At 74.8% G+C, this 12,968-nt stretch carries 10 protein-coding genes; all 10 read left to right on the top strand.

Annotated elements, in window-relative coordinates; all coding sequences use genetic code 11:
• Positions 1 to 69: 69 nt before the first annotated feature.
• Entirely contained in the window at positions 70 to 1,083 is a 1,014-nt protein-coding gene (locus AC4H2G_RS04910; RefSeq protein WP_494364631.1) for a LacI family DNA-binding transcriptional regulator, read from the top strand.
• Between the two features lie 193 nt (positions 1,084 to 1,276).
• A complete protein-coding gene (locus AC4H2G_RS04905; protein ID WP_494364630.1) occupies positions 1,277 to 2,596 on the top strand; it encodes an ABC transporter substrate-binding protein in 1,320 nt (439 codons plus the stop codon).
• A gap of 59 nt (positions 2,597 to 2,655) precedes the next feature.
• Positions 2,656 to 3,531 carry a carbohydrate ABC transporter permease gene (locus AC4H2G_RS04900; RefSeq protein WP_494364629.1) on the top strand — a complete coding sequence of 292 codons (876 nt, stop codon included), beginning with the start codon at positions 2,656 to 2,658 and terminating at the stop codon, positions 3,529 to 3,531.
• The gene (locus AC4H2G_RS04895; protein ID WP_494364628.1) at positions 3,528 to 4,415 is read left to right on the top strand and encodes a carbohydrate ABC transporter permease; all 888 of its coding nucleotides are present in this window, start codon (positions 3,528 to 3,530) and stop codon (positions 4,413 to 4,415) included. The genes AC4H2G_RS04900 and AC4H2G_RS04895 overlap by 4 nt, the downstream gene beginning before the upstream one ends.
• Positions 4,412 to 5,137 carry a GntR family transcriptional regulator gene (locus tag AC4H2G_RS04890; protein WP_494364627.1) on the top strand — a complete coding sequence of 242 codons (726 nt, stop codon included), beginning with the start codon at positions 4,412 to 4,414 and terminating at the stop codon, positions 5,135 to 5,137. Before AC4H2G_RS04895 ends, AC4H2G_RS04890 begins: the two co-directional genes overlap by 4 nt.
• Entirely contained in the window at positions 5,134 to 6,210 is a 1,077-nt protein-coding gene (locus AC4H2G_RS04885; RefSeq protein ID WP_494364626.1) for an ROK family protein, read from the top strand. Before AC4H2G_RS04890 ends, AC4H2G_RS04885 begins: the two co-directional genes overlap by 4 nt.
• A complete protein-coding gene (locus tag AC4H2G_RS04880; RefSeq protein ID WP_494364625.1) occupies positions 6,198 to 7,700 on the top strand; it encodes a DUF4127 family protein in 1,503 nt (500 codons plus the stop codon). Before AC4H2G_RS04885 ends, AC4H2G_RS04880 begins: the two co-directional genes overlap by 13 nt.
• Positions 7,697 to 9,481: an FAD-dependent oxidoreductase gene (locus AC4H2G_RS04875; RefSeq protein WP_494364624.1), complete on the top strand. Its 1,785-nt coding sequence runs from the start codon at positions 7,697 to 7,699 to the stop codon at positions 9,479 to 9,481. The genes AC4H2G_RS04880 and AC4H2G_RS04875 overlap by 4 nt, the downstream gene beginning before the upstream one ends.
• Complete coding sequence (locus AC4H2G_RS04870; RefSeq protein WP_494364623.1) at positions 9,478 to 10,212, top strand: N-acetylmannosamine-6-phosphate 2-epimerase; 735 nt, start codon at positions 9,478 to 9,480, stop codon at positions 10,210 to 10,212. Before AC4H2G_RS04875 ends, AC4H2G_RS04870 begins: the two co-directional genes overlap by 4 nt.
• Positions 10,209 to 12,902: a glycoside hydrolase family 38 N-terminal domain-containing protein gene (locus tag AC4H2G_RS04865; protein ID WP_494364622.1), complete on the top strand. Its 2,694-nt coding sequence runs from the start codon at positions 10,209 to 10,211 to the stop codon at positions 12,900 to 12,902. The genes AC4H2G_RS04870 and AC4H2G_RS04865 overlap by 4 nt, the downstream gene beginning before the upstream one ends.
• Positions 12,903 to 12,968 lie beyond the last annotated feature (66 nt).

The following is a 12,968-nucleotide window of genomic DNA, read 5'->3' as shown; positions in this document are numbered from 1 at the left end:
ACCCTACACCGCTCACACCCTGTGTGTACACGTGCACACACAGGTCGGTGGGCGGATACCCTGAGGCGCATGAGCTCACCTGCGCGCGCACGGGCGACGGTCCACGACGTCGCGGCCCGCGCGGGCGTCTCCCGCGGCACCGTCTCGCGCGTGCTCAACGGCGTCGGGTACGTCTCGGCCGAGGCGCGATCGCGGATCGAGGCGGCGATCGCCGAGGTGGGGTACGTACGCAACAACGCCGCCCGCAACCTCGTGATGCGCAAGACGTGGGCCGTCGGGTTCGTCGTCCACGAGCCGCACCAGCTCTTCCTCGAGGACCCGAACATCGGTTCGATCATGCTCGGCACGAACGAGGTCGTCGCCGAGGCCGACCATCAGCTCGTCGTGCTCGTCGTCGACTCCGAGAGCGACGCCGCCCGCGTCTCGAGCTACCTGCGCGGCGGTTTCGTCGACGGGGCCGTGCTCGTCTCGTCCCGCTCGCACGACGCGGTCGCCGACGCCGTCGAGGAGATCGGACTCCCGGCCGCGTTCGTCGGACACCCGCAGGGCCGCCCCTCCGTCCCGTACGTCGGCATCGACAACCGCACCGCGGCGCGCACCCTGACCGAGCGGCTCCTCGCCACCGGGCGCCGCCGGGTCGGCATGCTCGCGAGCGCCCTCGACCGCGACTCGGGCGCCGACCGCCTCCAGGGCTTCAAGGACGCGCTGGGCCCGCAGTACGACGAACGGCTCGTCGTCGCCGACCCGCTCTACTCCTACGGGGCCGGGGTCGCCGGCATGGCGGAGCTCCTGCGACGGGACCCCACGGTCGACGGCGTGCTCGCGGCGTCCGACGCCGTGGCGGCCGGGGCGCTGGAGACGTTGCGGTCGGCCGGGCGCGCCGTTCCGCAGGACGTCGGGCTCGTCGGTTTCGACGACAGCGCCTGGGCGCTGCGGTGCAACCCTGCGCTGTCCACGGTACGGCAGCCGGCGCGCGAGATGGGGCGCGCCGCCGCGACGCTCGTGCTCGGTCAGCTCTCCGGCGGCGAGCCGGTCAAGAGCGTCACGCTGCCCACCGAGATCGTCTGGCGCGACTCGGCCTGACGCGGTCAGGTGCGTGCGCGCGCCGCTCCGGCGACCGTCGTTCCCACTCCTCGCCATCCATCCTGAGATCGGATTGGTACGAACCACTTTCGCCGGATCGCTTGACGCGTGCCGCAGACCTTCCTAGAGTCCTGCGCATTGGTACGGACCACTCGCCTCATCGCCGAGGCGTCAACGTCGACTCAGGAGTGACATGACCCCCAACCGTCGCCGGCATGCAGCACTGCCCGCGATCACCGTCCTCGCGCTCTCCCTCACCGCCTGCGGCCTCGGCGGGGGCGAGCCGGCCTCCGACGCCTCCGCCGAGAACGGGGCGCCCGCCGAGATCACCGGCAAGATCACGTTCTCGACGCTGCAGCTCAAGCCGACCTTCACCGAGTACATCGAGGGCGTCATCGACGACTTCGAGACCGAGCACCCGGGCACCGAGGTCGAGTGGATCGACGTCCCGTTCGAGGGCGCCCAGGAGAAGATCGCCGCGGACGCCGCGGCCGGCACGCTCCCCGACGTCATCAACCTCAACCCGAACTTCGCCCAGCCGCTCGAGGCAGAGGGCATCTTCCTCGACCTCGACCAGGAGGTCCCCGAGCTGCGCGACGCCTACGTGCCCGGCGCCTGGGACGCCTTCCAGGTACCCGGCCAGGTGGGCTCTTTCGGCTTCCCGTGGTACCTGACGTCCGAGGTCACGATGTACAACACCGCGATGTTCGAGCAGGCCGGCCTCGACCCCGAGACCCCGCCCGCCACGTTCGACGAGCTGTACGCCGCGGCGGAGAAGATCACCGAGGCCTCGGGCGGCACGACCTGGGGCATGCACCCCGCGCTCGAGAACAGGTTCCTGCTCGACCTCGCCAAGGAGGGCGTGCCGCTCCTGTCCGACGACGGGACCGAGTGGGTCTTCAACACCCCGGAGGCCGTCGCGCACGTCGAGCGGCTCACGAAGGCCTACCAGGACGGCGTCTTCCCGCCCGACTCGATCACGGAGAACCACCAGAAGGAGACGGAGGCCTACCAGGCCGGTCGCGTCGCCCTGTTCCCGTCCGGGCCCAACTTCCTCACCATCGTCGAGGAGAACGCGCCGGACATCGCAGCCACGACCGGCGTCGGCTCGCAGATCACCGGTGCCTCCGACGCCGCGAACATGTCCGTCATGGGCCTGCTCGTGCCGCGCACCACCGAGAACAAGGCCACGGCGCTCGCGTTCGCCGAGCACATCACGAACGCGGAGAACCAGCTCGAGTTCTCGAAGATCGTGACGATCTTCCCCTCGGTCACCGAGGCGCTGCAGGACCCGTACTTCACCGACGACTCCGACGGCACCGTCGAGTCCCAGGCCCGCCGCCTCTCCGCGGAGCAGCTCGAGAACGCCCGCAACCTGCTCCCCGTCCAGTACGACGACCGGGTCAAGGCAGCCGTCGTCGGCAAGGTCCAGCTCGCCATGAAGGGTGAGCTGAGCGCCCAGGACGCCCTGGACCAGGCCGTCGCCGAGGCGAACGCGATCACCGGTCAGTGACCCACACCGGGGCGGGCGGTCCGGCCGCCCGCCCCGGCCGCACGCAGGACGGAGACACCGTGACACGCCGGCTCAGACTCGCCCCGTGGCTGTTCCTCGCCCCGGCCCTCCTCGTGGCCGTGGTCTTCCACATCTGGCCCTTCCTCAATACCGTCGTGCTGTCGTTCACCGACGCCCGCGCGCTCGGTGGCGGGACCTTCGTGGGGTTCGAGAACTACGCGCGGCTCGCCGACGACGCGAGCTTCTGGCTCGCGACGCGCAACACCGTGCTGTACGTGGTCGTCGTCGTCCCGCTCCTGGTGCTGCTGCCCCTGCTCCTCGCGGTGCTCGTCCAGCCGCAGGTCCGCGCGATCGGCTTCTTCCGCTCCGTCTTCTACTCCCCCGTCGTCGCGTCGATGGTCGTCGTCGGCCTCATCTGGACGTGGATGCTCGCGAGCGACGGCGTCGTGAACCAGGTGCTCGAGGCGATGCGGATCATCGACGGCCCGCTGCCGTTCCTCACCGACTCGTCGCTCCTGCTCCTCAGCTGCATGCTCGTCACCGTCTGGAAAGGGCTGGGGTACTACATGGTGGTCTACCTCGCCGCGCTCGGGAGCGTCTCGCGGGACTACCACGAGGCCGCGCAGATGGACGGTGCCGGGCCGGCTCGCCGGTTCTGGTCCGTGACCGTCCCCGGCGTGCGGGCGACGATGTTCCTCGTCGGGCTGCTGTCCGCCATCGCCGCGATGAAGGTCTTCGCCGAGGTGTACGTCATGAGCTACGGCTCCGCGGGACCCGGCGGCCAGGCGCGCACCCTCGTCTACACGATCCGCGAGGTCGGGCTGGGGCTCGGCGGCGAGATCGGCTACGCGTCGGCGATGAGCCTCGCGCTGTTCGTCCTCACCATCGGACTCTCCGCGGGCTACCTGCGGGCACAGCGGGCGGAGGCCCGATGACCGCGACCCTCGCCCCGGACCGCGCCACGCGCCCTGCCCCCCAGGTGCTGCGCCCGGACCGGTCGAAGCACACGCGCGCCGGCCTCGTCCTGCGGTACACACTGCTCGCGCTGATGTTCGTGCTGCTCGTCGGCCCGTTCCTCTGGCAGCTCTCCACCTCGCTCAAGGGCGCCGGCGAGTCGATCTACACGGCCAGCCCGTTCCCCAGCCAGCCGACCCTGGACAACTACCGGACGGTGGCCGAGACCATCCCCGTGCTCCGCTACGTCGGCAACTCGCTGCTCGTCGCGACGGCGTCCGCGCTGCTCAACGTCCTGCTCGGGTCGATGGCCGGCTACGCGCTCGCCCGCCTGCCGTTCCGCGGGCGGACGGCCGCAGACCTTCTCTTCCTCGCGACGATCATCATCCCGTTCGAGGTCATCATGGTGTCCGTCTTCCTCACGATGCGCTCGATCGGGCTCGTCGACTCGCTGGCCGGCGTGGTGCTGCCGGCAGCCGCCTCGGGCCTGTCGATCGTCCTGATGCGCACCGCGTTCCTCGGCCTCCCGCGCGAGACGGAGGAGGCGGCCACGCTCGACGGCGCCAACGCGTGGCAGCGGTACCGCCGCATCGCGATGCCGTCGGTCAAGGGCACCCTGACCGTCGTCGGCATCTTCGCGTTCGTCTTCGCGTGGGACGACTTCCTGTGGCCGCTCGTGATCCTCAAGAATCCGGACAACTACACGCTCACGGTCGGGATCCAGTACCTGTCGGGGACGTTCAGCGCCAACCAGCGCGTCATCGCCGCAGGGACGATGATCGCGGTGATCCCTCTCCTGGCGCTGTTCTTCTCCCTGCAGCGCTGGTTCTTCCGGGGCGTCGGCGAAGGAGGGATCAAGGGATGACGACAGAGCTCCACGAACCCAAGTACGAGGCGCTGCGCGCCCGGCTCGAGGAAGACATCCGCGCGCGGCTGAGCCCTCACGACCCGCTGCCGTCGGAGCGCAAGCTCATGGCGACGTACGAGGTCTCGCGCATGACGGTCCGGCAGGCGCTGAGCCTTCTGGCCGACGACGGGCTCGTCTACCGCGTGCAGGGATCCGGGACCTTCGTCGCGGACCCGACGATGATCTCGAAGTCGCTCACCCTGACGTCGTTCAGCGAGGACATCGCCGCTCGCGGGATGCGGCCCGGCTCGCGGTCCCAGCGGGTCGAGCGCATCGAGGCCGAGGCGGAGGTGGCGCAGGACCTCGGCATCTCACCCGGCGCACCCGTGGTGCACGTCGAGCGCGTCCGCACCGCCGACGGCTCACCGATGTGCATCGAGGACGTGTGGGTCCCCGCCGAGCTCCTCCCGGACGACTTCGGCACCGAGACGGTCACGAGCCTGTACGCGACGTTCGAGTCGCTCGGACACCAGCCTGACGTCGCCGAGCAGACGATCCGCGCGTCGGTGGTCGACAGCGCCCAGGCGGCGCTGCTCGACGTCGCCCCGCACTCGCCGGCCTTCGTCGTCTCGCGCGTCACCTACACCGCCGACGCCCGGCCGATCGAGCGCGGACGCAGCGTCTACCGCGCCGACCGCTACGACTTCCGCGTCTCCGTCCAGCGCAGGCGGCGCCCGTGAGCGTGCAGCACGTGGCCGCCGTCGGGCTTGACGTGGGCGGGACGAAGACGTGCGCCGTGGCTCTGGCGGCCGACGGGACGGTGCTCGCGACGCGCGAGCGCCCGACGCCCGCGACCGCCGGGCCCGACGCGATCCTCGACGCGGGGGCCGAGCTGGTCCGTGCCGTCGTCGGGGCCGTGACCCCCGCTGGGGTGGGGTCCGGCCGGTCCGGGTCGGCGCACGCGACCACCGGGGTACTGGGTGCGCCCCGTGCAGGTCGCGTGCGCCGGCTCGGGGTCGGCTCGGCGGGCGTCGTGGACCGGGCGACCGGGCGGATCCTCGCGGCGACGTCGGCGCTGCCCCGCTGGGCCGGGACCGACGTGCGCGCCGGGCTCGCCGCCCGTCTCGAGGACTGCCTCGACGACGTCGCGATCCAGGTCGTGAACGACGTGCACGCCTTCGCGCTCGCCGAGGGCGCCTGGGGTGCCGCGGCGGGTGCGCGCTCCTACATCGTCGTCACCGTCGGTACCGGGGTCGGCGGCGCGGTCGTCGTCGACGGTTCCGTCGTCGACGGCGCGAACCATCGCGCGGGCCACCTGGGTCACCTCGTGGTGCTCGAGGCTGCCGGCGTGACCTGCCCGTGCGGGCGCTCGGGGCACCTCGAAGCCGTCGCGTCAGGTCCTGGCATGGTGGCCGCGTACGCAGCGCTCGGCGGCACGGCGCGCACAGGCCACGACGTCGCACGCGCCGTCGCCGCCGGTGACGCGCGCGCCACGGAGTCCGTCCGCCGCGCGGGCGCGGCCCTTGGCACGGCGATCGCCTCGCTCGCCGCGGCGCTCGACCCCCAGCTCGTGGTCGTCGGCGGCGGGGCGCTCGCCGTCGGGGACGTGCTGCTCGACGCCGCCCGCGCGTCCCTGGCCGCCGGCGCCCTTCCCGGGCTCGGGACCCTGCCCGTCGTCCGCGCCGTCGTGCCGGACGCGGGCGCGGTCGGCGCCGCCTCCCTCGTCCTTCCCTCGTCCTCGGCGCGCGCGTCCACTGCGCCCGCACCCGCCGCCGGACCTCACCAGGCACCGGGGGTCTCGTGGTCCGCCTGACGCTCCTGCCGCTCGACGACCGTCCCGTGAGCGGCGACCTGCCGGCGCAGATCGCCGCGATCGCCGGGGCGGTGGTGGAGTCGCCACCGCCCGCCCTGCGCCCCCACGCCCGCCGTGCACCGGACGTCGCCGCACTCTCGGCGTGGTTCGCCGCGTCGCGCGGCCGCACGGACGCGAGCGTCGTGAGCCTCGACGCGCTCGGCTTCGGCTCCCTCATCGCCTCGCGGACCGGTACGGAACGCGTCGACGAGGTGCTCGCCGCCTGGGGACCCGTGACCCGCCCCGGCCCTCCGGTGCACGCCGCGGTCGTCGTGCCGCGCACCCCGGACAGCGCGGACGCGACCGAGGAGCCCGCCTACTGGGACCCGCACGGGCCGGCGCTGCACCGTCTGTCGGCGACGCTCGACGCGCCCACCGACGCGGCCGTCGACCTCGACGCCGCCCGCGCGCTCGTGGCCGGTTCGGTGCCCCGGGACGTGGTGGCCGACTGGACGGGACGCCGCGTGCGGCAGCACGCGCTCGCGCTCTGCGCGCTCGACCTCCACCGCCGGGGTCTGCTCACCACGCTCGTCGTAGGCGTCGACGACGCCGCCGAACGGTCCCTGTCCGCGCACGCCCAGCGCGACCTCGCGCACTGGGTCCAGGTGCTCGGTACCGGGGCGCGGGCGCTCGTGCACCCCGGCGCAGACGAGACGGGGGCCGTGCTCGTGGCACGGGCGGTGCTCGCCTCGACCGGCGCCACCGCCCCGCGCGTCGCCGTCCGCTGCGCCGTCGACGGCGGGCTCGCCCGCACCGCCCCGTACGAGACGGGGCCCGTCGGGCACACCGTCGCGCGCCAGCTCGAGGCCGCAGGAGCGGCGCTCGCGGCGACGGACGACGACGCCGGGTGTCACCTCGTCGTGCACGCTCCCGCCGTCGGCGCGTCCCGCGGCGACTGGGCCGTCGCGCCGCCGAGCGTGCTCGACACCGTCGCGGCCGAGGCGACCGCGCACGCGGTCGCCGACCTCCTCGACGCCGGACGCGCGGTGGCCGTCGCCGACGTCGCGCACCCCAACGGTGCCGACCCCGCACTGGTCGACGCGCTCGCCGCCGTCGGTGCCTGGCCGCACCTCACCGGCTACGCCGCCTGGAACACCGCAGGGAACACGCTCGGCACCGTCGCCGCCCAGGTCGTCGTCACCGCGGCGGCCCGGCACGCCGGCACGTTCGACCGCGCGGCGCACCGGCGCGTCGTCGCGCGCCGCGTCGTCGAGGACGCCGGGTGGATGAGCCGCGTGCGCGCCCAGGTGCGGACCGAGCTCGGCTCCGACCCGACCCGGCACGACGTCGTGCACCCCACGGACGCGCAGCGCGCGGACTGGGAGGAGCGGCTGACCGCGGTGCTCGCCTCCACCCGCGGTCTCGAGGACGCACGTGTCGTCCCGGGCAGCCTCGCGCTGCCCTGGGACCGCACGTTCGAGGTCGACCTCGACGTGGAGCCGGCCCGATGACGCCGCTGCACCTCGCCGTCGTCGGCGGCGGCCTCGGCGGGATCGCCGCCGCGCTCGCGGCGGCGGACGCGGGCGCCACGGTCACGCTCACCGCGGCCGAGCCGGTGCTCGGCGGACAGGTCACGGCCCAGGCCACGAGCCCGCTCGACGAGCACCCGCTCATCGAGACGACCGGTGCGCCGGGCAGCTACCACGAGTTCCGCCGTCGCGTCCGCGAGCGCCTCGGCGGACGCGCGAACCCCGGTGGCGGGTGGGTCTCGCGGCTCTGCTTCGAGCCCGACGTCGGCCGTCGGGTCCTCGAGGACATGCTCGCCAGCCACGTGGCGGCGGGGAAGGTCCGGGTGCTGCTCGACCGCGAGCCCGTCGCAGCGCGCACCGGCCTCGACGCCGAGGGGCGAGCCGTGGTCCGCGCCGTCGAGCTCGCGGGTCCCGGCGGGGTCCGCGACGTCGTCGAGGCGGACACGTTCGTCGACGCCACAGAGCTCGGCGACCTCCTGCCGCTGGTCGGCGCCGACTGGGTCGTGGGGTCCGAGGGCACCGACGCGTTCGCCGAGCCGCACGCGGTCCCGGGCCCGCCCGACCCCCGTGCCGAGCAGTCCTGCACGTGGGTGGCGGCGCTGCGCCTCGACCCCGTCGCCGGCCCCGTGGGCACCGCGCCGGCGGGGTACGCCGGGCACGCCGCCGGGCAGCCGTTCGGCCTGGACATCGCCGGCTGGGACGGGTCGGTCCACCGGTACGCGATGTTCCGCGAGAGCGACACCGGGAACCCGCCGTTCTGGACCTACCGCCGCGTGCGGGACGCCGCGCAGCTCGGGGGGCGCGACGCCGTCGTGCTCAACTGGGCCGGCAACGACTACGCGACCACCGGGCTCGTGGCGGACCGCGAGCGCACCCACCGGGGCGCGCGCGAGCTGACGCTCGCGTTCGTGCACTGGCTGCGGACCGAGGCGCCCCGCGACGACGACGGTCGCGGCTACCCGGAGCTGTCCCTCGCACCCGACGTCACCGGGACGCCCGACGGGCTCGCGCTCGCCCCGTACGTGCGCGAGTCACGTCGGCTCGCGTCGGGCCGGCCGGTCACCGAGCACGACGTCGCCGCGCGCGCGGGCACGGAGCGGGCGACGCCCGTGCCCGACTCGCTCGGCACCGCGTGGTACCACGCGGACCTGCACCCGCGTGTCGGGCACCCGGCCAGCGTGTACGCACCGACGGCACCGTTCCAGGTGCCCGCGCGCGCCCTCGTGCCCGATGCCGGCCGCGGCCCCGTCAACCTGCTGGCGGGCGCGAAGAACCTCGCCGCGACGCAGGTGGCGGCCGCCGCGTACCGCGTCCACCCCGGCGAGTGGTCCGTCGGCGAGGCCGCCGGCGTCCTCGCCGTCGAGGCGCACGCGAGCGGCACGACGCCGGCCGACGCCGCGCGGTCCCGCGCGACCGTGCGCCGCGCCCAGGACCGGCTCCTGGCGCGCGGGACACCCCTCGTGTGGGCGCGCGACCTGCCCGCCGACCACCCGGCGTTCGGCGCGGCGACCCGTTGCGTCCTCGCGGGCGGCCTGGCTGGTGCCCGCGCGACGACGCTCGACCTGCGGCCCGACGAGGGCCTGGACGACGCCGAGCGGGTTGCCGTGGCCCGGTCGCTGGGCCTCGGCACACCCCCGGAGGGGCGCACGTGGGCCGAGGTCGCGCTCGCCGCGGACGCCGCTGCCGGGCGCCGCACCCCTTGGATGCCCCAGACCCATCGCACGCCCCGGAACCACCCGAACCGCCCCCAGGAGATCGCATGACCACCCCCCGTCCTCTCGCCACGCGCGACGTGATCGGCGCCCTGCGGGGCCGACTCGTCGTCTCGTGCCAGGCACGCGAGGACGAACCCTTGCACGGACCCCTCCACATGCGGGCCATGGCGCTGTCCGCGCTCGCCGGGGGCGCGGCGGGGCTGCGCCTCGAGGGCCCCGACGACGTGGCGGCGGTGCGTGCCGTCACCGACGTCCCGGTGATCGGGCTGTGGAAGGTCGGGACGTCGGGCGTCTACATCACCCCGACGATGGCCGCCGTGCACGCGGTCGCCACGGCGGGCGCCGACGTCGTGGCCGTCGACGCCACCGGCCGCCCGCGCCCCGACGGCAGCACGCTCGCGGACGTGGTCCGGGTGGTGCACGAGACGTACGGTCGGCTCGTCATGGCCGACGTCGCCACGGTCGAGGAGGCGCTCGTCGCGCAGGAGGCCGGGGTGGATCTCGTGGGGTCCACGCTGTCCGGGTACACCGGTGCGGCACCCGTGCCGGCGGGACCGGACCTGCACCTCGTCGGCGAGCTCGTCGCGGCGCTGCGCCTGCCGGTCGTCGCCGAGGGCCGCATCTCCACACCCGAGCAGGCTGCCGAGGCGCTGCGCCGCGGGGCGGCGACCGTCGTCGTCGGGGGCGCGATCACGCGCCCGGCCACCATCACGGCCCGCTTCGCCGACGCCCTCGCCGCCGTCCTCCCCGCCGTCCCGTCGACGGAGGTCGCACGATGAGCGTCACGTGCCACGTCGTCACCCACGTCCACTGGGACCGCGAGTGGTACCGGCCCTTCGAGGGCTTCCGGTCCCGGCTCGTCGAGCTCGTCGAGCGCGTGTGCGACGACGTCGACGCGGGACGTCTCGAGTCGTTCCACCTGGACGGCCAGACCGTCACGCTCGACGACGTCGCCGCCCTGCGGCCGGACCTCGCCGACCGCGTCCGACGCCTCGCGGCCGACGGTCGCCTCACCATCGGCCCGTGGCACGTCCTCGCGGACAACCAGCTCGTGTCGGCGGAGAACCTCGTGCGCAACCTGCTGCTCGCTCGTCGCACCGCGGGCGACGTGCTCGGCGACGTCGGCTACTCGCCCGACGCGTTCGGCCACCCCGCGGACCTGCCGCGCGTCCTCAACGGTTTCGGCATCGACACCGCGCTCGTCTGGCGCGGCGCCCCGCCCGAGCACGCACGTTTCCGCTGGCGCGGCCCCGACGGCTCCGAGGTGTTCGCCGTCAACCAGGCGTACCACCAGGCCGAGGTCCTCTGGGACGCGGAGACCGCCGCCGACGCTCTCGGCGCGTTCGTCGGGCGCGAGTCCGAGCGCGTCCCCGGCGGTCCCCAGCTCCTGCTCAACGGGGGCGACCACCTCGTCCCGGTCGCGCCCGGGGAGCGCGCCGAGGCGCTCTCGGCGGTCCGCGCGACGACCGGCGTCGATGTCCGGCCCTCGACGCTGCCGGACTTCTTCCGCGACGCCCGCGAGGCGGCAGGTCCCGACCTGCCCGTCGTCGAGGGCGAGCTGCGCCACCTCGGCGACCGGCTCACGTTCCTCCTGCCGGGCACGCTCTCGGCGCGCGCGTACGTCAAGACGCTCAACGACCGCGCGCAGAGCCTCCTCGAGCGCTTCGTGGAGCCCGCGCTCGTGGTCGCCGCCGGGTCCGGACGGCCGCCCGCGAACGCCGCCGAGACGCTCGCGCACGCCTGGGACCTGCTCGTGAAGAACGCCCCGCACGACTCGATCTGCGGCTGCTCGGTGGACGAGGTCCATCGCGAGACGACGGTCCGCGCAGAGCGCGTCCTCGAGAGCGGCGACCAGCTGCTGCGTCGGGCCGGTCTGGCCGCGGGTCTCGACGACCGCGGCCTCGGCGCCCCCGCCGAGGAGACCGTCGAGGTGCTCGTCCGCTCCGGCTCCGGCCACGACACGGGCGGCCCCGTCGTCGTCGAGGTCGTCACCGCGGCCGACCGCTACGTCGTGGCTCTCCGCGGCCCGGACGGTGCGGAGGTCCCCGTCGAGGCCGATCACCTGGGCGCCGCGCAGTGGTTCGAGGCCGACCTCGACCTGCTCCCGGACACGCGTCGCGGGTCCCGGCACCGGCTCGCCTTCATGGCCACCGGGGTCCCGGCGTTCGGGTGGGCCGTCTGGACCGCCGTGCTCGGGCCGCGACCGGTATGCGCTCCGGTGCCCGAGGACCGGCGCGACGCGGAGGTCGACGGCGTGCAGATCGCCGTCGACGACGACGCGTCCGTCACGGTCACCGGCCGTGACGGCTCGGTGCGGCACGGACTGGGCCGGCTCGTCGACGGCGGCGACCGGGGCGACAGCTACACGTACGACCCGCCGCTGGACGACACGCTCGTCACGCCGCGCACCCGCTCCGTCACGACGCTCGCGTCGCCGGTGCGGACGCGCCTCGTCGTGGACGCCGTGCTGGATCTGCCAGCCGCTCTCGACCCGTCCCGCGACGCCCGCTCCACGACGACGCTCGACACCCCCGTGCGACTCGTGGTCGAGCGCTGGGCGGGGGACCCGGTCCTGCGGTGGAGCATCGAGCTGGACAACGCCGCGGACGACCACCGCCTGCGGTTCCACGTCCCCGTCACCGGCGCGCCCCGCACGTGGAGCGCCGACACGCACTGGTCGGTGCAGGAGCGGGACTTCGGCCCGGTCGTCGGTGACCTCCCCACCGCGCCCGGCCTCGAGGCCGCGATCGGTACGTCCCCGGCGCACACCTACGCCGTCGCGGGGACGGGCGCCGACCGCGTCGCCGTGCTGCTGGACGCGTTGCCCGAGGTGCAAGGACTCGCCACGGACGGTGCTGCGGGCGAGCGCGCCGGCGAGCACGAGATCGCCGTGACGCTCCTGCGCTCGGTCGGGTGGCTCTCGCGGTTCGACCTGCGCACCCGCACGACGGGAGCCGGGCCGGCTTTCGAGGTGGCCGAGGGCCAGTGCCACGGTCCTCGCAGCGCACGGCTGGGCGTCCTCCTCGGCGACGACGTCGGCGACGGGCTCGCGCTCGCGGCGACCGCCGCCGCACACCACGTGCCGCTGCGCGCCGAACAGCTGCGCGCACCTGCACCCGCCCGTCGCTCCGCACCCGGTGCGGCGCCCTCGGTCGACGGCGCGCTCGCCTCCGCGCTCAAGCCCGCGGAGGCCGGCGACGGCGCCGTGCTGCGCGTGGCGAACCCGACCTCGGAGCCGCGCACCGCCGTCGTGCGGCTGCCGGACTGGGCGCTGGCGGTCGACGAGGTGCGCCTCGACGAGACGCCGCTCGACGCACAGCTCGACGCGCTCCACGTGGAGCGGGACCTGGACGCGGCAACCGGGACGGCCGGGTCGCTGCGGCTCCAGCTCGCCCCGTACGGGGTGCGCACCCTGCACCTGTCCGTCGCGGACCGCACGACGACACGCACGGCGGCGCCACGCCCGTAGGGCACGACGCTCGGAGCGCTGGGCCGCACGGGCGACCGGCGAGGGACCGTCCCCGCCGGCAAGGAG

The organism is Cellulosimicrobium sp. BMG9.23 (assembly GCF_059159985.1).
Note: the sequence above shows the minus strand (reverse complement) of the source record. Positions and strands in the feature narration are given on the sequence as shown.

Coding starts and splice junctions, on each gene's coding strand:
- AC4H2G_RS04895 (WP_494364628.1), top strand. CDS start 3,528: ATGACCGCGACCCTCGCCCCGGACCGCGCCACGCGCCCTGCCCCCCAG.
- AC4H2G_RS04875 (WP_494364624.1), top strand. CDS start 7,697: ATGACGCCGCTGCACCTCGCCGTCGTCGGCGGCGGCCTCGGCGGGATC.
- AC4H2G_RS04905 (WP_494364630.1), top strand. CDS start 1,277: ATGACCCCCAACCGTCGCCGGCATGCAGCACTGCCCGCGATCACCGTC.
- AC4H2G_RS04890 (WP_494364627.1), top strand. CDS start 4,412: ATGACGACAGAGCTCCACGAACCCAAGTACGAGGCGCTGCGCGCCCGG.
- AC4H2G_RS04910 (WP_494364631.1), top strand. CDS start 70: ATGAGCTCACCTGCGCGCGCACGGGCGACGGTCCACGACGTCGCGGCC.
- AC4H2G_RS04865 (WP_494364622.1), top strand. CDS start 10,209: ATGAGCGTCACGTGCCACGTCGTCACCCACGTCCACTGGGACCGCGAG.
- AC4H2G_RS04870 (WP_494364623.1), top strand. CDS start 9,478: ATGACCACCCCCCGTCCTCTCGCCACGCGCGACGTGATCGGCGCCCTG.